Here is a 20,761-nt window from a genome sequence, read left to right as displayed (position 1 = left end):
AACGACAAGTCAGGCGCCGCGCCGCCGCTGGGAGATCCGCGATGTTCAGCAAGCAAGACCAGATCCAGGGTTATGACGATGCACTGTTGTCGGCGATGAACGCCGAGGAGCAGCGTCAGGAAGACCATATCGAGCTGATCGCCTCGGAGAACTACACCAGCAAACGCGTGATGCAGGCGCAGGGCAGCGGCCTGACCAACAAGTACGCAGAGGGCTATCCCGGCAAGCGTTACTACGGCGGTTGCGAGCATGTCGACAAGGTCGAGCAACTGGCCATCGAGCGCGCCAAACAGCTGTTTGGCGCCGACTACGCCAACGTCCAGCCGCACTCCGGCAGTCAGGCCAACGCAGCGGTCTACCTCGCGCTGCTCCAGGCCGGCGATACCGTATTGGGTATGAGCCTGGCGCACGGCGGCCACCTGACCCACGGTGCCAAGGTCAGCTTCTCGGGCAAACTCTATAACGCCGTGCAGTACGGTATCGACACCGCGACCGGGCTGATCGATTACGACGAAGTCGAGCGCATTGCCGTCGAATGCCAGCCGAAAATGATCATCGCCGGGTTTTCGGCCTACTCGAAGACCCTGGACTTCCCGCGTTTCCGTGAAATCGCCGACAAGGTGGGCGCCTACCTGTTCGTCGACATGGCGCACGTCGCCGGCCTGGTTGCCGCCGGTCTTTACCCGAATCCGCTGCCTTACGCAGATGTGGTCACCACCACGACCCACAAGACCCTGCGCGGTCCACGTGGTGGCCTGATCCTGGCCAAGGCCAACGAAGAGCTGGAGAAGAAATTCAATTCCGCCGTCTTCCCCGGTGGTCAGGGCGGCCCGCTGATGCACGTCATCGCCGCTAAGGCCGTGTGTTTCAAGGAAGCCATGGAGCCCGCCTTCAAGGTCTATCAACAGCAGGTCATCGACAATGCGCAAGCGATGGCGCAGGTGTTCATCGATCGGGGCTTCGACGTGGTCTCCGGCGGCACCGACAACCATCTGTTTCTGGTCAGCCTGATCCGTCAGGGCCTGACCGGCAAAGACGCCGACGCGGCGCTGGGCCGCGCGCACATCACCGTCAACAAGAACTCGGTGCCCAACGACCCGCAGTCGCCATTCGTGACGTCCGGCCTGCGCATCGGCACACCGGCCGTGACCACTCGCGGCTTCATGGTGACCCAGTGCGTCGAGCTGGCAGGCTGGATCTGCGACATCCTCGACAACCTCGGGGATGCCGATGTCGAGGCCGACGTTGCCAGCCAGGTCGCCGCACTGTGCGCCGATTTCCCGGTTTATCGCTGAGTCAGGAGTAGCCTCACATGCAGCATTACTCAGGCTTCGGCCTTCTCAAGCATTCCCTCAGCCACCATGAAAACTGGCAGCGCATGTGGCGCACGCCCACCCCGAAAAAGGTCTATGACGTGGTCATCGTCGGCGGCGGCGGGCACGGTCTGGCGACGGCCTATTATCTGGCCAAGGAGCACGGCATCACCAATGTGGCCGTGGTCGAAAAAGGCTGGCTGGGCGGCGGCAATACCGCGCGTAACACCACCATCGTGCGCTCCAACTACCTGTGGGACGAATCGGCCCACCTTTATGAACACGCGATGAAACTGTGGGAAGGCCTGTCCCAGGACCTGAACTACAACGTCATGTTCTCCCAGCGCGGCGTATACAACCTGTGCCACACCCTGCAGGACATGCGCGACTCCGAGCGCCGTGTCAGCGCCAACCGGCTTAACGGCGTGGACGGCGAATTGCTCAACGGCCAGCAGGTCGCCGAGGAAATCCCGTACCTGGACTGCTCGAAAAACACCCGTTACCCGATCATCGGCGCGACAGTTCAGCGCCGTGGTGGTGTCGCTCGTCACGATGCGGTGGCCTGGGGTTTCGCCCGTGCGGCAGACGCACTGGGCGTTGACCTTATTCAGCAGACCGAAGTCATCGGCTTTCGCAAGGAAAACGGCGTGTGCATCGGTGTGGAAACCAACAAGGGTTTCATCGGTGCAAAACGTGTCGGCGTGGTAACCGCCGGCAACTCCGGGCACATGGCCAGGCTGGCAGGCTTCCGTCTGCCTATCGAGTCACATCCGTTGCAGGCACTGGTCTCCGAGCCGATCAAACCGATTATCGACAGCGTCATCATGTCCAACGCGGTACATGGCTACATCAGCCAGTCCGACAAGGGCGACCTGGTGATCGGTGCCGGTATCGACAGTTGGGTCGGCTACGGCCAGCGCGGCTCGTACCCGGTGATCGAACACACCGTCCAGGCCATCGTCGAGATGTTCCCGGTGCTGTCCCGCGTGCGCATGAACCGTCAATGGGGCGGTATCGTCGACACCACCCCGGACGCCTGCCCGATCATTTCCAAGACCCCGGTGCCGAATATGTTCTTCAACTGCGGCTGGGGCACAGGCGGCTTCAAGGCCACGCCGGGCTCGGGCAACGTATTTGCCGCCAGCCTGGCCAAAGGCGAGATGCACCCGCTGGCAAAGCCGTTCTCAATCGACCGTTTCCACAACGGCGCACTCATCGACGAACACGGCGCTGCAGCCGTAGCCCACTAACAGGAGAACCCGACCATGCTGCATATCTTCTGTCCTCACTGTGGCGAACTGCGCTCCGAAGAGGAATTCCACCCGTCCGGTCAGGCGCACATCCCGCGCCCGCTGGACCCCGGTGCCTGCACCGATGAGCAATGGGGCGACTACATGTTCTTTCGCGATAACCCGCGCGGCCTGCATCACGAACTGTGGATACACGCCGCCGGTTGCCGCCAGTATTTCAACATGACGCGCAACACCGTGACCTACGAGATTCTCGAGACCTATCCGATCGGTACCAGACCGCAGTTCACGGATCAGGGAGACAAGGTATGAGCCAGACCCATCGCCTGCCCAACGGCGGCCGTATCAATCGCAGCAAGGTGCTCAACTTTACCTTCAACGGCCAGACCTACCAGGGCTTTGAAGGTGATTCGCTGGCCTCTGCCCTGCTGGCCAACGGCGTCGATATCATCGGCCGCAGCTTCAAATACTCCCGCCCGCGCGGCATCTTCGCAGCGGGTTCGGAAGAGCCCAATGCGGTGCTGCAGATCGGCGCGACCGAAGCGACGCAGATCCCCAACGTGCGTGCCACGCAACAGGCGCTTTATTCAGGGCTGGTCGCGACCAGCACCAACGGCTGGCCGAGCGTGAATACCGATGTCATGGGCATTCTGGGCAAGGTCGGCGGCAAGCTGATGCCGCCGGGTTTCTACTACAAAACCTTCATGTACCCGCAATCGTTCTGGATGACTTACGAGAAGTACATCCGCAAGGCTGCAGGCCTCGGTCGCTCGCCGACCGAGAACGACCCGGACAGCTACGACGCAATGAACCAGCACTGCGACGTGCTGATCGTCGGTGCGGGCCCGGCCGGTCTGGCTGCCGCGCTGGCAGCAGGTCGCTCCGGTGCCCGGGTGATCATTGCCGACGAACAGGAAGAGTTCGGTGGCAGTCTGCTTGACAGCCGTGAAAGCCTGGACGGCAAACCCGCCGCCGAATGGGTATCGACGGTCGTTGCCGAGCTGAAAAGCCTGCACAACGTCACCCTGCTGCCGCGTGCAACGGTCAATGGTTACCACGATCACAATTTCCTGACCATCCACGAGCGCCTCACCGACCACCTGGGTGATCGTGCGCCGATCGGCATGGTTCGCCAGCGCATGCACCGGGTACGTGCCAAACGTGTGGTGCTGGCCGCCGGTACTCACGAGCGTCCGCTGGTCTATGGCAACAACGATGTGCCCGGCAACATGCTGGCCGGTGCGGTATCGACTTACGTTCGTCGTTATGGCGTGGCACCGGGCAAGAAACTGGTGCTTTCCACCAACAACGATCACGCTTATCGCGTCGCTCTGGACTGGCTCGACGCCAGTCTGCACGTGGTCGCCATTGCCGATGCACGGCATAACCCGCGCGGCCCGCTGGTTGAGGAAGCGCGGGCCAAAGGCATTCGCATCCTGACCGGCAGCGCGGTCATCGAGACCCGCGGCAGCAAGCGCGTGACGGCTGCCCGCGTGGCCGCCATCGAGGTCAAGACGCACAGCGTGACCAGCCCCGGCGAATGGCTTGAATGCGACGTGGTAGCCAGCTCCGGCGGCTACAGCCCGATCGTGCATCTGGCCTCGCACCTGGGCGGTAAGCCGGTGTGGCGCGAGGACATCCTCGGCTTCGTGCCGGGCGAAGCACCGCAGAAACGTATCTGCGTAGGCGGCGTCAACGGCGTCTACAGCCTGGCTGACAGCCTGGCCGATGGCTTCGAAGGCGGCGTGCGCGCTGCCAGTGAAGCGGGCTTCAAGGTTGTCGAAGGTGTGATGCCCAAAGCCCTCAGCCGTGCTGAAGAGCCGACGCTGGCGCTGTTCCAGGTGCCGCACGAAAAAGGCACCGCACGCGCCCCCAAGCAGTTCGTTGACTTTCAGAACGACGTCACCGCCGCCGCCATCGAACTGGCAACCCGCGAGGGTTTCGAGTCGGTCGAGCACGTCAAGCGCTACACCGCGCTGGGTTTCGGCACCGATCAGGGCAAGCTGGGCAACGTCAACGGTCTGGCCATCGCTGCCCGTTCGCTGAACGTGTCGATCCCGGAAATGGGCACCACCATGTTCCGCCCCAACTACACGCCGGTGACCTTCGGCGCGATAGCCGGGCGTCATTGCAAGCACATCTTCGAACCCGTGCGCTTCACTGCGCTGCATGCCTGGCATGTCAAAAACGGTGCCGAGTTCGAGGACGTCGGCCAGTGGAAACGGCCGTGGTACTTCCCGAAAAACGGCGAGGACCTGCCGGCAGCCGTCGCTCGCGAATGCAAGGCGGTGCGTGACAGCGTCGGCCTGCTGGACGCTTCGACGCTGGGCAAGATCGATATTCAAGGCCCGGATGCACGCGAGTTCCTCAATCGCATCTACACCAACGCCTGGACCAAACTGGACGTCGGCAAGGCCCGCTACGGCCTGATGTGCAAGGAAGACGGCATGGTCTTCGATGACGGGGTAACCGCCTGTCTCGCTGACAACCACTTCCTGATGACCACCACCACGGGCGGCGCAGCGCGCGTCCTGCAATGGCTGGAAATCTATCAACAGACTGAATGGCCGGACCTGAAAGTGTATTTCACTTCAGTGACCGATCACTGGGCGACCCTGACGCTGTCCGGCCCCAACAGCCGCAAACTGCTCAGCGAAGTCACCGATATCGATCTGGGCCGTGAAGCCTTCCCGTTCATGACCTGGAAGGAAGGTCTGGTCGCCGGAGTGCCGGCCCGTGTATTCCGCATCTCGTTTACCGGCGAGCTGTCCTACGAGGTCAACATTCAGGCCGACTACGCCATGGGCGTCCTGGAAAAGATCGCCGCGGCGGGCAAGCAGTACAACCTGACGCCTTACGGTACCGAGACCATGCACGTTCTGCGCGCAGAGAAGGGTTTCATTATCGTCGGTCAGGACACCGATGGCTCAATGACGCCTGACGACCTGAACATGGGCTGGTGTGTAGGCCGTACCAAGCCGTTCTCCTGGATCGGCTGGCGCGGCATGAATCGCGAAGACTGCGTACGCGAACAGCGCAAGCAACTGGTCGGCCTCAAGCCGGTGGACCCTGCCAAATGGCTGCCGGAAGGCGCGCAACTGGTCTTCGACACCAAACAGACGATCCCGATGAGCATGGTGGGCCACGTGACCTCCAGTTACGCGCACAACTCGCTGGGCTATTCGTTCGCGATGGGCGTGGTCAAAGGCGGCCTGGCGCGTATGGGCGAGCGGGTATTCGCGCCTCTGGCCGATGGCAGCGTGATCGAAGCCGAGATCGTTTCTTCGGTGTTCTTCGATCCGAAGGGCGAGCGGCAGAACGTCGAGTAGTCCGCGGTGAGCCGATCATCCGCAGCACACAGAATTCAAGCAGGTGAATCATGAGCACAGCCAACGTTTACCAGCAGCGCCCGACCACCGACGTCAAAGCCGAGTCGCCGCTGTTCCATGCAAACCTCGACAGCCTGATTGGCAAGGGGCGCGCCAGCCCGGGGGTTTTCCTGCGCGAGAAAAAGCTGCTGGGGCATCTGACGATTCGTGGCAATGCCCACGATCCGGCCTTCGCCGCTGGCGTACACAAGGCGCTGGGCATGGAGTTGCCCGCCGCGCTGATGCTGGTCATCAGCGGCGAAAGCTCGCTGCAGTGGCTGGGCCCGGATGAGTGGCTGCTGATCGTGCCAAGCGGCGAAGAGTTCGCTGCAGAACAGCGACTGCGGGCCGAACTGAGCGGACAACACATCGCTATCGTCAATGTCAGCGGCGGGCAATCGATCCTTGAACTGAGCGGACCGAAGGTGCGCCAGGTACTGATGAAGTCCACCAGCTACGACGTGCACCCGGACAACTTCCCGGTGGGCAAGGCAGTCGGCACCGTGTTCGCCAAGTCGCAACTGGTAATCCGCCGGACCGGTGAAGAAACCTGGGAGCTGCTGGTCCGCCGCAGCTTCTCGGATTACTGGTGGTTGTGGTTGCAGGATGCGAGTGCCGAGTACGGGCTGAGCGTTCAAGCGTGAAGCGCCGGGGACCGGGGCTGAAACCGCAGCGGCAGTCTCAATGAAGACTCCTGCGGGAGCATTGGCACGATAGCCGAAACGGTGACTATCGTCCCCACGCTCCGCGTGGGAATGCAGTTCCGGACGCTCTGCGTCCTGCTTGAGCAAGCTGGCTGACACTGTCAGTCAGATTTGCGGATAACGAATACTCTGGAGCATTCATTTAATGAGCCGCGCGCCCGACACATGGATTTTGACCGCCGACTGCCCCAGCATGCTCGGCACGGTAGACGCAGTGACGCGCTTTCTGTTCGAGCAGGGTTGCTACGTCACAGAGCACCACTCCTTCGATGACCGTCTCTCGGGACGCTTCTTCATCCGTGTGGAATTTCGTCAGCCCGAGGCTTTCGACGAACACGCGTTCAGGGCCGGTCTGAGTGAGCGCGGTGAAACGTTCGGCATGATCTTCGAACTCACGGCGCCCAACTACCGGCCAAAAGTAGTGATCATGGTCTCGAAAGCCGATCACTGCCTCAATGACCTGCTCTATCGCCAGCGTATCAATCAACTGTCCATGGACGTGGTCGCGGTGGTGTCCAATCACCCTGATCTCGAGCCACTGGCTGGCTGGCACGGCATTCCGTACTACCATTTCCCCCTGGACCCCAACGACAAGCCCGCGCAGGAAGGCAAAGTCTGGCAGGTCATCGAAGAGTCTGGTGCAGAACTGGTGATTCTTGCCCGCTACATGCAGGTCCTGTCCCCGGATCTGTGTCGCAAGCTGGATGGCAAGGCGATCAATATCCACCACTCGTTGCTGCCCGGCTTCAAAGGCGCCAAGCCTTACCATCAGGCTTACAACAAGGGGGTGAAACTGGTCGGTGCCACGGCGCATTACATCAACAACGATCTGGACGAAGGTCCGATCATTGCTCAAGGCGTGGAAGTGGTCGATCACAGTCACTATCCCGAAGACCTGATCGCCAAGGGTCGAGACATCGAAGGCCTGACACTGGCCCGCGCGGTGGGTTATCACATCGAACGGCGGGTTTTCCTCAACGCCAACAGGACGGTGGTTTTATAGCTGCAACTGCTTCTCTCTGCTCCACCACAATAAAAGCGAGGTGACATGTATGTCTGGTAATCGCGGTGTAGTGTATCTCGGCGCTGGCAAGGTCGAAGTGCAATCAATTCCTTTCCCGAAAATGGAAGACCCACGCGGCAAGCGCATCGAACACGGCGTTATCCTGCGCGTGGTCTCTACCAATATCTGTGGCTCCGACCAGCACATGGTACGTGGCCGCACCACGGCGCAGACCGGGCTGGTGCTCGGTCATGAAATCACCGGCGAGGTGCTGGAAGCCGGTCGTGACGTGGAGCATCTGAAAGTCGGTGACCTGGTTTCCGTGCCATTCAACGTGGCGTGCGGTCGCTGCCGCAGCTGCAAGGAGCAGAACACCGGCGTCTGCCTGACGGTCAATCCGGCGCGTCCCGGTGGTGCCTATGGTTATGTGGACATGGGCGATTGGGTTGGCGGCCAGGCTGAATACGTGCTGGTGCCTTACGCGGACTTCAACCTGCTCAAACTCCCGGACCGCGACGCGGCGATGGAAAAAATTCGCGACCTGACCTGCCTGTCCGACATCCTGCCCACCGGTTATCACGGTGCAGTGACTGCAGGGGTTGGGCCTGGCAGCACGGTTTACGTAGCCGGCGCGGGCCCGGTCGGCCTGGCTGCGGCGGCGTCAGCACGCTTGCTGGGTGCAGCGGTGGTAATCGTCGGCGACGTCAACCCGACACGCCTGGTTCACGCCAAGGCCCAGGGCTTCGAAATTGCCGACCTGTCCCAGGACACACCCTTGCACGAACAGATCGCTGCCCTGCTCGGCGAACCTGAAGTGGATTGCGCCATCGATGCCGTGGGCTTCGAGGCACGCGGTCACGGCCATGCTGGCGCTCAGGCCGAAGCACCCGCGACTGTTCTCAACTCGTTGATGGGCGTAGTGCGCGTCGCAGGCAAGATAGGCATACCCGGCCTGTACGTCACCGAAGACCCGGGAGCCGTGGACGCCGCTGCAAAAATGGGCAGCCTGAGCATTCGCTTCGGCCTGGGCTGGGCCAAATCCCACAGCTTCCATACCGGCCAGACCCCAGTCATGAAATACAACCGCCAGTTGATGCAGGCGATCATGTGGGACCGTATCAAGATCGCCGACATAGTGGGTGTCGAGGTGATCAGTCTGGATGATGCTCCGCGGGGGTATGGCGAGTTTGATTCGGGCGTACCGAAAAAGTTTGTGATTGATCCGCATAGGTTGTTTAGTGCATCTTGACTACCCGCAGAATGGGTAACTCATAGTTACCCATTCCACATCCAATTCCAGCAACACTCAACTAAAACCCACATTCAAACTGCTTACTTTAAAGCTCAGTAAGCTGATGAACCACGGGGTTATAGCTAAAGTCTGTAGATTCGACAGAGCCAGGCGCATAGATATTCTTCTTAAGAACAGTTAACCCCTTGTCATACCGGTTTTTACCGTTACCCAGCCAGCGAATGGCATCAGACTTATTAACAATCATTGATGTCATTTCTTCCGGCCCAGGACTGGTAAACACTCCTGACACGTAGCCCTTGACAGGCTTTTGTGTAATATCCGAAAAAGCGGCCGCAAAAGACTTACTCTCCCCCGAGCCTGAATGACACATAATCAGCCTTATTTTTTGATATTTATCGATATCAACACCAGACGTCACCGCTGAGTGATAGAGCTGCTCAGGAGTAAAGCTTCTGCCTGCTGTTCTCATGGGATGATACCCATGTTCTTTTAGTCTATATCCGTGCCCAAAGAAATTAATTCTTTTTGCCCCATTTGCAGTGTCTTCAAAACTCGCTATACCTTCTGAGACAACTTTCAGGTTTTTGATCGGCTTAGGTTTAAAAAAACGCATAGCTTTCAACAGTGGCCTGAGAAGCGAGGGCACATGCCCACTCGGATCAACCCGATTAACCGGATCTCCCCCACAGTACCCATACGCATTCAACCCACCCTCGCCAAACGGACTCAAACTGTCCGGACTGTTGAACCTCATCAACACCGGATTGAATGCTCTGTATCCGCTCCCCAGCAAATAGTGTCCCGTCACCGGATCAACCCGCTGGCCTGTAAAACCCGGCAGGTTCATCGGCCCTGCTGCAGGGTGATGATCGCCGTAAGGCGTATAGGCAAACGCCAAGCCCTGAGCGGCGATCACGGATTGCTGCTGATCGGTCGCCAGCAAGGTGCAATCGCTCTGATTGTTTTCCATGCGTCGTTGCGCCAGCAGATACTCGTCCGTGCGCAGAAGTGTGTACTGGATCTGCCCCTGAATTTGCGTAGCCAGGCGACTCTTCTGATAAAAAAGGCGGGTGTCGCCCTGCCCGGCAGGCGCGCAATCGGCCAGGCGATCCAGTCCGTCGTAGCGGTAGACACAAAGTACTGATTGCCCAGACGAAGCCATGATGTCACTCCTTTGAGGTAACCCTATGGCAGCAAGTCTGGGCTGACTCCCTGCTTTCGCCCAGCTAGCAGAACTACTAGGCTGTTTCGCCTGCGGGACCAAAAAGCGCCGGGGCACAAGCCTCCAGCGCCTCGGATAACGCCTTACTCCCGCACAGGCCTCACCAATACCGAGTAGTAATGCTCCTGCACATAGGCGTTGCTGTCAGGCTCCGGTGTCCCGCGCATGCTGTCGATTGACGGGAAAAGCCCAAGATTCCAGTTACGTCTGGCGGGCAATTGCGGCGTGACTCCGTTTTGATCGGGTTCACGTGCGGGCTCGGACAAATCCGAGGCCAGCACGCCTATAATCTGCCCGTTCTGATCCAGTACTTTCCCGGCCACGAACATGAAATGAAACGGGTAGTCCGATGACGGACTGCCCTCCAGCTCACCTCGCTCGATGAAGCCAATACCCTCACCCACTTCGGGAAATGACCGCTCGCCGACAAAGTAGTCAGAGTGGCCGCGTGCATTTATCCAGGTATCAAGCGCTGTCGTCGTGATATTCAGGCTCACCGGCTGGCCATCCTGCAGGGCGACGACTTCGACATTGGGCACCACTGGAGCCGGATCGCCCAGACGCTCGCCCTTGTAATCGAACGGTACTTGCCCGCCAGCATATTTCGATACCAGAAACTCAGTGCTGGAAATGCAGCTTTCAGGCACGGCTGCCTTGGCTTCGAGCCTCACATAACCGTCACGATCTGCTGCGATGGAGTGGAACAGGTTCGATGGCACATTAAGCTTGCCGGGTACCGGAACACCGTCGTTCATGATGTGCAGGTCTTCATGGTGAACCTGAAGCGTTCCGCTTGTTGTGTCATGAGCAGAATGGGACTCGTGGGTTGCCAGGCTACCGGCCAGCCGCCGGGTGCGAATGCTACAGATCATCTGATCGATGACATGGCCGCCCTTGAGCGCTGGCCGGTTGATCAGCGTGAACTCATGCCCGCCGATGTGACGCACCCAGGGCAGTGCCAGGGGCTCGGCTCGCGACCGCCCCTGCGGCGGTACCAGCAGAAACACCCCATTGCGCTCATCCCAGTCTGCCCGGTAGATTCTGCCGTTATCCAGCTTGATGTAGTCACGCCCCTCGATCGAATAACTGCCGCGCTTTGGCCCACTGCTGACCGCTTCGGCGGCGGACAGATCGACAACCGCGCTGGCGATCCCCACGCCTCGGGTTCGCTCGGGATAAATGGCATCGTCGATGTGCAACTGCAGCTGCGCGCCGCTCAGGTATGCATGCTCGACCGGCTGCTCGAGGCTGGTCACCGACTCATAGGTGTAGCCGCGCTGGGAGGAGAGAAAAATGCGTCGGGCATCGGTTTCGCAGACATCGTCGAGGGACAGCACGGCGATACTTTCAATTCTCGACGGGTCGGTAAAACAGGCTTCGACATGATCGATGACAGACCCCGAATGACTCAGGTAAAACTCGTCGTGCAGATGCCCAGCCAGCATGCCGAGATGCCTGGCAGGCGAATGGGCGAACCAGGCTTTCTCTCCTGACTTCAGGCTGACTTCTGCCATCATCAGGTTGTTCCGGGCCAGCTTCTCCTGAAGCTGAGTGACGAAGGCGCTCCGCTCGCTGGCGAGCGGCGGAATGTTTTCCTGTGCAGCCAGAAGCGGCTCGTTCAGACGAAGCTGTCTGAGGATATTTTCCCCCAGGCTCAACTCCCGGGATCTCGATGCCGCGCCCCATTCAATGGTATTGCCCAGCAAGGTATTGGCCAGCGCCGCCTGGTTACGCGCAGCAAATAGAATGGCCAGTTCCTCGGGGGTATCGAGTACATAAAAGGGATTTTCCACCGTGGTAATGGACGAGGGCAGCCGCGATTTGATTTTGGCCACAGCGTCGATGTTCCTGGCAACCCACTGAGGGTTGCGTGCATAGGCTTCGTTCGCTGCCTTCGAGCCGTAGAACAGCTCCAGCGCAAAGTCATCATGGGCAATCCCGTTGCGATAATCCGACTGGTCGCGCCACAGGTGTGGCAACGCCCGTTTGGGATCGGCTTGCGGGCTGACTTTCTGCAGGGTCAGGGCAATGGGTTGCTGATCATGCAACGTATCGCCCGGTGCCAGCGCAAGGAAGCTATCAATGGGCACCGTGCCGCGATAGTGAACGCCGCGATCCGCCTCGATCACCAGCTCCTGCCCGCGGCCATCACTGAGCGTCGCCAAAACACCCGCCACGGTCTTTCTGCCGGCCAGACCTTGCAACGTGTCGCTTATCCGAACGGTCACGAACATGCCCTGAGCCGCGACAATCTGTGCCTGAATTTCAGGCTTGTAGCTCGGGATGGCAGGCAACACCCTGGCGACTTCCATGCGACTGCCGTCAGCGCGAATGAAGGCGGTAGTCTCCACTTCGATGCCTGCATGTTCGAGCACCTCGACGTGGCCATTACGCTCGGTGACATATTTGTGCTCGATCACGCCAAGCGCCATAGTCTGCCGGCTTGCCCCGCTATCCAGGTCAATGACACGGACGGGGGCTGCTTCAAGCGTCGCCACGCAGTTGTCATACCAACTGACCGTGTTGGCGGGAGCCAGAAAACGCTCCGGACGGCCGCTGAAGCCAACCGGAAAATCTTCGGTGTGGGCAAACCGTGAAAGCTGCGGGGCGTCGACCGTTGACTGCGGATGCCTGCGCCATTGCCCTGCTTCCAGGTCCAGCGCATACAGCGGTCGCAATTCCGCACCCGCCATTGCGCTGACCGTCCGGCAGGCATGGCCGTTTAGCATGTAGATCTTCTCGCTTATTCCACCCAGCAGCACCGCCCGAGCGCCACCCTCGACCATCGCGTTGCCGTTCCAGTCGATGCGCATGATTTTCCTGCCCGTCGGCCGCTCGGATATCTGCCCATCCTCGGCAACCCGCCAGAGTGAGCTGCTTGTGGATGGCCGACGCCTCGCCAAGTATTCGCCCCCAGCTTCGCGCTCAATGGCATCGCCGTGCTCGTTGCGTCGAACCGTTTCGGTCAAATCAGACCTGTCAGACACAGTGTGCTCGCTGACAGTCTGTTGGTAATGCCGTATCGCGGACCTGAGCCCTTTCACTGCCGATATACCGCAGTGCAGCGCCGAACGCAGGCCGACCAGCATAAAGCCGAAGTTCTTCACAGACGCCTCGTAGTCGTTGGCCTTGATCGACTCGCCGAGGGCCTGGACCTGCTGGCTCATCGTCCAGATATTGGTGCCTTGCAGCATCAGCACACCCAGCACCCTGGGAGGGACCGTGCGCATTTTGCACAGCACCAGCTCGGCAATGATGTTGAGTGCATCCATCGAAATGCCTTCATCGTTGCCGTCGTAAATATCGAATCCCAGGTTGATGAAGTTGCCCAGCACAGGAATCAGTCCGCCGACCTGATGCACCAGTTGCAGCACATGCTGCGCGCTGGTCGACATGTTCTGAATATCATCGTCGTTGGCTCGGGCGCTCAACATCTGCCGGAACGCCAGAGCGCTGGCTTCAAGCCGGACCTTCTCGTCGGCGCTCAATAACTCGATGCAATGAACCGGTCTGTCACTGTCCGACAGCACGGCGCCTTCCAGAGTCTGCAGGCGCTCGGCGGCAGTGCCGGAGACCAGCACCAGCCGCTCGGCCTCCAGCGCCCGGTAGGTTCCGGTGGCCTGGATGGCGTAGTTCTCGGCCTCGAGCCTGAACGCTGCCTGGGGTGTTGTCATTTGAGCAGGCAGATGAGCGTTGTTGACGAAGGCAATGTTCGCGTCGAATAAACCGGTCAGCTTCGCTTGCAGCACGTCCAGGCTTGCGGTGTAGCGGGTTTTATCGGCGAGCGCCTGAGCCAGCTGCCCGAGCCGCTCATCACGATTGTCGGCAAGCGCCAGCTCGCGGCGCAGGTCTTCGTCATACACCACACTCAGCAGTGTTCGATAACCGGCCGACTCTTCATGCTTGAAAAACGTGCCGGTATTGATCCAGCCGGCCTGGTAACTGATATCGAACGAAGACCGCGCAACTACCGGCCAACAGGATTCGTTCAGCCCCAGATAACGGCACAGTTCACGCGCCACGAACTCCGGCTGGGTAGGCTGCAGAACGACTTGCAGTCGCTGTTGATCCTCGAGGTTCTCTGCAATCACTCTGTAGTAGGTGTTGACTGCATCATTCAAGCGCTGGGTGTAGGCCGTCTGACGCTGTGCTTCCGGCAAAGCCGGCAGGTCCTCCTGGTAATGTGTCAGCAGATAACTGACCGCGCGCTGCAATGTCGCAGATTGGCCGACGTCCCACTGCGCCTCGCGCAACTCCTCGGTCAGCTCCATAAAGCGTGACCTGATCACGTCATAAGTCCCCAGTGCAAAAGGATCCACGAACAGAAACGGAGGTTCTTTGCTGCGGATATCGAAGGCTTCGATGTCGATATCGGTCAGCGGATGGCAACGCTGGACAGGATTGGGCACGATCACTTCCACAATCAGCCGCTCGATATTGATCGCCCCCTCGGCCTCGCCATAGCGAATAGTGTTGATCATGTAAGACGACAGTTCCTGGCGCGCCGCGTCGAAGTATCCGGGAAGATCCTTCTCGCGCCAGGGGTTGACGGTGTGCTGCTCGCGGTAGACATCGTGGTGGCCGTCGCTGTCGTAAACGACCAGTTTCAGAGTGATGCCACCGGCTTGCTGGAGCATTGCCAGCAGCGCGTTTTCGTTGTCTTGCAGCGACGCACCGAAATGTCGGTAGCTGTTCAGCAAGGTGCGGCATCGACCAAGATGCCACTGCATCTCCTTCTCCAGCTCAAGGTCGATGACAGCATAATCGTCCGTGCCGTGCGCCTGGACCTTATGCTGCCGAAAGGTGTAGACCTGCGATGTATCGAGCAGGAAACGCTGGTGTTCTGCGAGGGCAAAAGGCAACGCGGGCGTCATCACTGCGGGGTGGACTTCGCTCTCCCCGGGCAAAAGCGCAGTGATCGCCTGCAGCAGATCGTCTCGGGTGGCTGCCAGAGGAATCTCGACACCGTAGTAATGGAGCAGGCCATGCAGTGACATGCTTTGATCGTCGCGAATGGCCAGAATGCACCTGGCATCGGCCGACTCCAGATGCGGCGTCATCCGGGCCAGGCTGTCCGTGAGCCGGATGACCCGCAGGTGCAGATCTGACAGCGTGGCATACACAGGGTGCCGGCTCCCGGAAACGCCCTGCAGTCTCAACGAGTAAACCGGCCTGCCTGCATTCATCCTGACATGCAACACACAGGTGAAGGGCTGCCTGAAGTCGAAGCGGGTCGTATTGACCAGATCAAGAACGTAGCGCAGGTCTTTGCGGCGTACTCTGGGCAATAGATCTTCATCGGCATCGCCAGCCGGATCCACACCGGCGATAACCCGGAGCAACGCCTTGAACTGTTGCAATATCGAACCGCCAAAAGCGACCCCTGCAGACAGCGGCGAGTCGTCGGCAACGGCCACGAACACTCTGTCAGTCGCACAGTTGCCGGTCTTCACGTCCCGCAGGCGTGCGCGCAGCGTATTCAGCAACCTGGGGTAATAGCCCCGGGTGCGATCAATATGCCCGGTTCGAACACCTGGCGAATGTGACTCGCGCTGATGACTCTGCGCAATATCGAACGCCGCTTTGGCCAGTTCGTGCTCGGGGCCGGCCTCCGATGTTGACGAACCGACGGAACGGGTAACGCGTTCTGCGCTGTCGCCAAGCGCGTTCAGCTCATCGTCGAACAACATTGATTTCAGGCTACTCAAGAGTTCGAGGTCGTCTGCCCATCGTCCGAACGCGCTGGCGGCCCCGAGTACCTGGATCTCGTCCAGTAGCGTGAAACCTTCAGGCCGGGGCCGTTGCAGAATGGCGGCCAGTTGCTCGTTACCCTCAACCGCCAATACGTGCTGAAGACTTTCCCGTACGACAGTTGGCCTGGAAGGAAATGATGCAGTGTAGGTGTCGGTCATTGCTGATGCTCCGTGCATTCCAAATGACCGACACCATGCTGTTTCGCGGAAAAAGCCGGGTAATACATAGATGTTCTATCACTACGCCGGGCACCCAATGCGCAGGCTCGACGGTGCAGATCGGAAAGTCGCCGTTGTTGCTGCCCCGCGCCGGGAACAAGCTCCTGTTCCTCCAGTCAAAGCCTCTGCTTCATCGCCCACTCACGGGCGGTCCCGTTTCGATAAAGGTGACGCAATGAAAACTGCACGCGTAATGGCTTTGGCAACGTTGATGGCCGTGGCTGCAAGCCCTGCATTCGCCTTCAATCTGAATGACGCAGCGAATGCGGTCTCCAACGCCACCAATGGCAATCAGAAAGCCACGGCGGCACCCGAAGTCGCGGGGCTGCTCAATACCCTCGGTACGCAGCTCAATGTCACCCCGGAACAGGCGGTTGGCGGGACAGGCGCGCTGCTCGGGCTGGCGAAGAACAAACTGACCAACACCGATTACTCGCAGTTGGCCAAGTCGGTCCCGGGCCTTGAGCAAATGTCCGGTACGTCCGCGCTGGACAGCCTGGGCGGCGCCAACGGGCTGGGCAGCCTGCTGGGTGGCAAGTCGGGCAATAGCTCGATGCTCAACAGCGCACTGGGCAACGTGCAGAGCATGGGTGATGTGAATAACGCCTTCAAGGCGTTGGGCATGGACAGCACAATGGTCAGCCAGTTTGCCCCGCTGATTCTGCAATACCTGGGACAGCAAGGCGCCAGTGGTTCGGCGTTGCAGAGTTTGAGTGGGTTATGGGGTGCCGGCAGTTAATCTGATATCCAGGGCTTTGCGTCTGGCGCTCCCGGTTAATGCCGATCCGGTTTTATAGAGTCTGTGATCATTCACGCCCTCGCCAAACGCACCTCCCAGATTGAAAGTGGTGCCGACGATACCGTCCGAGCGGGTGCGTGGATCAAGAATTTGTGGCATCCATTTCTCGGCTGCCGCCACATGGGCGCCGGTATTGCTCAGTTCTCCAGCATGCACTTTACGAGCTATTCCCAAGTAGTAGTCGGCATGTGATTGCGAAAGAGCGTCATTGAGATGGCTGGCAAGGTTGTCATTAACGGAATCAAGTTTATTGATAAACGCATTGTGCTTATCAAGTTCACCAAGGTTCTGCCCAAGATATTTTCTGACGCCCGTCACTTCTCCTGAAAAATCAGCATTTCTCGTCATGGCCTGACGAGATGTCTCCATCACTTCGTCCACGTTTACTGTCAATGTCGCGGGTACACGAAAATTTCTAGCGCGCGTAAATGCCATTGCCAGCATCCTCAGAGGCCAATGCCCCGTCGGATCACTGTAGTTCACAGGATCTCCAACACAGTAGGCGTAGCTGTTCAGTCCACCCGCACCAAATGGGCTGAGCGTATCCGGACAGTTGAAGCGCATCAGCTTCGGGTTGTATGCCCGAATGCCATTTCCCAGGCCGTAATGCCCCGTTAGCGGGTCAAGCATCTGCCCGGTAAAACCAGGAGTACCCTGTGACGCCGTTTGCGAAGGTCTAAAACCGTAGGGGCTGTAGGCGAATGCCGTGTCTTGCGTGGCCTCGATGCTGCACAGCACTGAGTGCTGTTGATCAGTGGCAAGCACATCGAACAGAACCTGACCGGAGTCAACGCGGCGCAACGCCAGTAAGAGGTCTTCTGTCTGAACAACAGAATGGTGAGAGGCGCCCTGTATGGAGGTAGTCAGACGGCTCTCCCGATAGAATCGGCTGATAGACGCCTGTCCAGCAGGCGCTATGTAAGACAGCCGGTCCAGCGCGTCGTAGCGGTAGGTGCCAAGTGGAGAAGAGTTGAGCGTCAACATGGAAGTGGCCTCTCGCAGAACTGAAGGCCAGTTTCATCCGCCGTTTGAGTCTCGTCTACCTGTCAGAAATGTCAGTGCCCCGCCAGATCCAGCCGCAATGCCGCAATACGCGCATCTTTCTCGACCCAGAGCTGATTGACCCAACCCTGCACTTTCTCGCGAAACACAGGGTCGTTCTCGTAGTCGCCCTGCCACAGTGCGGGGTCCAGCTCGCGGGTCCTGATATCGACGATCACTCTGGAGACCCGACCGCACAACATGTCCCAGAAACCGGGAATGCCTGAGCCGGGATACACAACCGTGACATCCAGAATGGCATCCAGTTGCTCGCCCATCGCCGCCAGCACGAAGGCAACGCCGCCGGCCTTGGGCTTGAGCAGATAGGTATGAGGCGAGCCCTGAGCGGCATGTTTGGCCGGAGTGAAGCGCGTGCCTTCCAGGTAGTTGACGATAGTCACTGGCTGGCGTTTGAACAGCTCGCAGGCGGCCTTGGTAATTTCCAGGTCCTTGCCCTTGAGTTCAGGGTGCCTTTCCAGAAAAGCCTTGCTGTAGCGCTTCATGAACGGGTAGTCCAGCCCCCACCACGCAAGCCCCAACAGCGGCACCCAGATCAGTTCTTTTTTCAGGAAGAACTTGAAGAACGGCGTGCGCCGGTTGAGTGCCTGGACCAGCGCGGGAATATCCACCCACGACTGATGATTGCTGATGACCAGGTAGGAAGTGTCACCACGCAGCCCTTCATCGCCACGAATGTCCCACTGCGTGGGTGTGCAGATGGCAAAGATGACCTTGTCGACCTCGGCCCAGGTTTCAGCGATCCACATCACTGCAGCTGAACAGCGATCGCGCATCCGGCCTCTGAACAGCAGCTTGAGCAACGCAAAAATCAATAGCGGGCCAATAAGCACCAGCGTATTGATCAGTAACAGCAAGGCAACAAAACAGCCGGTGAGCAGACGGCGCATGACGGACTCTTGAAGGTTCAGGGGCGGCAATAATAAAGACCCACGCGTTTTACGCCAATTACACAGGTGCTTACAAATGTTTCACGTCGCGACCTTTATGCTGACGTCACATTTATCACGACGAACCTACTGCAGGTTCGCTGTCTAAACCCGGGCGCCAATCGGGCGCTGACTATTGCGAGGAACCTCCCACGTGAAACCGATCCTGGCGCTATTGTCTTTGCTGGCCCTGCCGGTCATGGCTGCTGAACCGACGTTGTATGGTCGCTACGAGAACATCAAGGTTGCGGAAATAGGCCAGACCTTCAAAGCCAAGATGGACACCGGCGCACTGACCGCCTCGCTGTCGGCAAAGGACATTGAATTGTTCAAACGCGATGGCGATGACTGGGTACGTTTCCGCCTGGCAACCAAGGGTGCGGACAATAAGGTGTACGAGCACAAGGTCTCGCGAATCAGCAAGATCAAGGGACGCGCCGAAGGTGACGACGATGAAGATGAAGGCATCAACCCTGCCAAGCGCCCGGTCGTTGACCTGGAACTGTGCCTGGGCGACAAGAAGCGTACGGTCGAGGTCAACCTGGTGGACCGCAGCCACTTCAACTTCCCGCTGTTGATCGGTGCCAAGGCACTGCGTGAGTTCGACGCCGCGGTCAATCCGGCCCGTCGTTATACCGCTGACGAGCCTGATTGCTGAGGAACGATAAGCGCCCGCAAGAACACTATCGTGCCCATGCTCCGCGTGGGTATGCATTTCTGGACGCTTTGCGTCCTGTCTTGACTGTGCGGTGTGGCGCAGATCTGTGACGCAGAGCGCCACCCACAGCATTCCCACGCTGGAGCGTGAGGAACGATAGCCGCCCGCAAGAACACTATCGTGCCCATGCTCCGCGTAGGTATGCATCTCTGGACGCTCCGCGTCCTGTCTTGACTGTGCGGCGCGGCGCAGATCTGTGACGCAGAGCGTCACCCACAGCATTCCCACGCTGGAGCGTGAGGAACGATAGCCGCCCGCAAGAACACTATCGTGCCCATGCTCCGCGTAGGTATGCATCTCTGGACGCTCCGCGTCCTGTCTTGACTGTGCGGCGCGGCGCAGATCTGTGACGCAGAGCGTCGAGAACTGCATTCCCACGCTGGAGCGTGAGGAACGATAGCCGCCCGCAAGAACACTATCGTGCCCATGCTCCGCGTGGGTATGCATTTCTGGACGCTCTGCGTCCTGTCTTGACTGTGCGGCGCGGCGCAGATTGACTCAGACCGGCGGCTGGGTCGCGATCATCGATGGCCGTTGACTGACGTCCAGGTACCAGGCGGCCAGGCGCGGATAGGTGCTGCGCCAGTTGAGATCCGGCTGGCGGAAATCCAGATAGCCGAGTGCAGCAGCGACGCTGATCGATGCGACATCGAAGGAACTGCTGAGCTCGGTGATCGCGTTGCTTTCGAAGTACTGCAGCGAGCGTTCAATCTTCTGCTGCTGATTGTCCAGCCACTGGTCCCAGTGTTTTTCCTGCGGACGCAAGGCGGTTTCGTAGCGGATCAGCACCGCAGCATCCAGCACCGCATCGGCCAGCGAGGCCAGGGTCAGGCGCCTCCAGCGTGCCGAACCTTCGCGGGGGATCAGTGGCAGGCCCACGTGCTGATGGTCGAGATAATCAAGAATCACCCGGCTGTCATGAATGACATTGCCGTCGGCCAGCCTTAACGCGGGGAGCTTGCCGGCCGGGTTGTCTTCATTGAGCTCGGCAGACGGGCTGACCGGTGTCAGCACTGTGCTCTGAAACTCGACACGATCGAGCTGAGCGGTTTCATGCAGCATCACCATAACTTTGCGGGCGAAAGGTGAAGCCGCGTTGAAGTACAACGTCATCGTGGGCGCTGACATGGGTATTCCTCGAATGAGACAGGATCCTAGACTAGTCAGCC

At 59.3% G+C, this 20,761-nt stretch carries 14 protein-coding genes; 9 read left to right on the top strand and 5 right to left on the bottom strand.

The features are described 5' to 3' along the window. Positions 1–41: 41 nt before the first annotated feature. The 7 genes from glyA (at position 42) to fdhA (ending at position 8,887) form a co-directional block, all read left to right on the top strand. The gene (gene glyA, locus JOE33_RS16145; protein ID WP_010435878.1) at positions 42–1,295 is read left to right on the top strand and encodes a serine hydroxymethyltransferase; all 1,254 of its coding nucleotides are present in this window, start codon (positions 42–44) and stop codon (positions 1,293–1,295) included. Between the two features lie 17 nt (positions 1,296–1,312). Continuing rightward, complete coding sequence (locus JOE33_RS16140) at positions 1,313–2,563, top strand: sarcosine oxidase subunit beta family protein (protein ID WP_010435875.1); 1,251 nt, start codon at positions 1,313–1,315, stop codon at positions 2,561–2,563. Positions 2,564–2,578: 15 nt separating this feature from the next. After that, on the top strand, positions 2,579–2,875 hold the full coding sequence (locus tag JOE33_RS16135; protein ID WP_003316160.1) for a sarcosine oxidase subunit delta: 297 nt from the start codon (positions 2,579–2,581) through the stop codon (positions 2,873–2,875). Next, complete coding sequence (locus JOE33_RS16130; RefSeq protein ID WP_032612278.1) at positions 2,872–5,892, top strand: sarcosine oxidase subunit alpha; 3,021 nt, start codon at positions 2,872–2,874, stop codon at positions 5,890–5,892. Before JOE33_RS16135 ends, JOE33_RS16130 begins: the two co-directional genes overlap by 4 nt. Positions 5,893–5,942: 50 nt before the next feature. After that, positions 5,943–6,575, top strand: a complete 633-nt coding sequence (gene soxG, locus JOE33_RS16125) for a sarcosine oxidase subunit gamma family protein (protein WP_010435867.1) — start codon at positions 5,943–5,945, stop codon at positions 6,573–6,575. A gap of 205 nt (positions 6,576–6,780) precedes the next feature. Next, a complete protein-coding gene (gene purU / locus JOE33_RS16120) occupies positions 6,781–7,638 on the top strand; it encodes a formyltetrahydrofolate deformylase (protein WP_096139732.1) in 858 nt (285 codons plus the stop codon). A gap of 49 nt (positions 7,639–7,687) precedes the next feature. Then, a complete protein-coding gene (gene fdhA, locus JOE33_RS16115; protein WP_010435863.1) occupies positions 7,688–8,887 on the top strand; it encodes a formaldehyde dehydrogenase, glutathione-independent in 1,200 nt (399 codons plus the stop codon). 88 nt (positions 8,888–8,975) lie between these two features. Here fdhA and JOE33_RS25835 read toward each other — a convergent pair whose 3' ends face one another. Both JOE33_RS25835 and JOE33_RS16105 read right to left on the bottom strand, forming a co-directional pair. Further along, positions 8,976–10,055, bottom strand: coding sequence for an RHS repeat-associated core domain-containing protein (locus tag JOE33_RS25835; RefSeq protein ID WP_010435861.1), 1,080 nt, complete (start codon positions 10,053–10,055; stop codon positions 8,976–8,978). Positions 10,056–10,198: 143 nt separating this feature from the next. Next, positions 10,199–16,027, bottom strand: a complete 5,829-nt coding sequence (locus tag JOE33_RS16105) for a hypothetical protein (RefSeq protein WP_187625326.1) — start codon at positions 16,025–16,027, stop codon at positions 10,199–10,201. A 235-nt stretch (positions 16,028–16,262) separates the two neighbouring features. On the opposite strand from JOE33_RS16105, the gene JOE33_RS16100 reads away from it, so the two are divergent. Further along, positions 16,263–16,826 (top strand): DUF2780 domain-containing protein, encoded by a 564-nt coding sequence (locus tag JOE33_RS16100; protein WP_122578999.1) that lies wholly within the window; start codon positions 16,263–16,265, stop codon positions 16,824–16,826. On the opposite strand, the gene JOE33_RS16095 is transcribed toward JOE33_RS16100, so the two are convergent. Both JOE33_RS16095 and JOE33_RS16090 read right to left on the bottom strand, forming a co-directional pair. After that, positions 16,806–17,870 (bottom strand): RHS repeat-associated core domain-containing protein, encoded by a 1,065-nt coding sequence (locus JOE33_RS16095; protein ID WP_187625325.1) that lies wholly within the window; start codon positions 17,868–17,870, stop codon positions 16,806–16,808. The two genes, JOE33_RS16100 and JOE33_RS16095, sit on opposite strands and share 21 nt — an antisense overlap. A gap of 71 nt (positions 17,871–17,941) precedes the next feature. After that, positions 17,942–18,835 (bottom strand): acyltransferase, encoded by an 894-nt coding sequence (locus JOE33_RS16090; protein ID WP_032612291.1) that lies wholly within the window; start codon positions 18,833–18,835, stop codon positions 17,942–17,944. Between the two features lie 193 nt (positions 18,836–19,028). Here JOE33_RS16090 and JOE33_RS16085 point away from each other — a divergent pair, with 193 nt between their 5' ends. Then, a complete protein-coding gene (locus JOE33_RS16085) occupies positions 19,029–19,532 on the top strand; it encodes an ATP-dependent zinc protease (RefSeq protein ID WP_010435849.1) in 504 nt (167 codons plus the stop codon). A 558-nt stretch (positions 19,533–20,090) separates the two neighbouring features. On the opposite strand, the gene JOE33_RS16080 is transcribed toward JOE33_RS16085, so the two are convergent. Beyond that, on the bottom strand, positions 20,091–20,720 hold the full coding sequence (locus tag JOE33_RS16080; protein ID WP_187625324.1) for a glutathione S-transferase family protein: 630 nt from the start codon (positions 20,718–20,720) through the stop codon (positions 20,091–20,093). Positions 20,721–20,761: the final 41 nt, after the last annotated feature.

Source organism: Pseudomonas sp. PvP027 (genome assembly GCF_017833005.1).
Classification (GTDB): domain Bacteria; phylum Pseudomonadota; class Gammaproteobacteria; order Pseudomonadales; family Pseudomonadaceae; genus Aquipseudomonas; species Aquipseudomonas congelans.
Note: the sequence above shows the minus strand (reverse complement) of the source record. Positions and strands in the feature narration are given on the sequence as shown.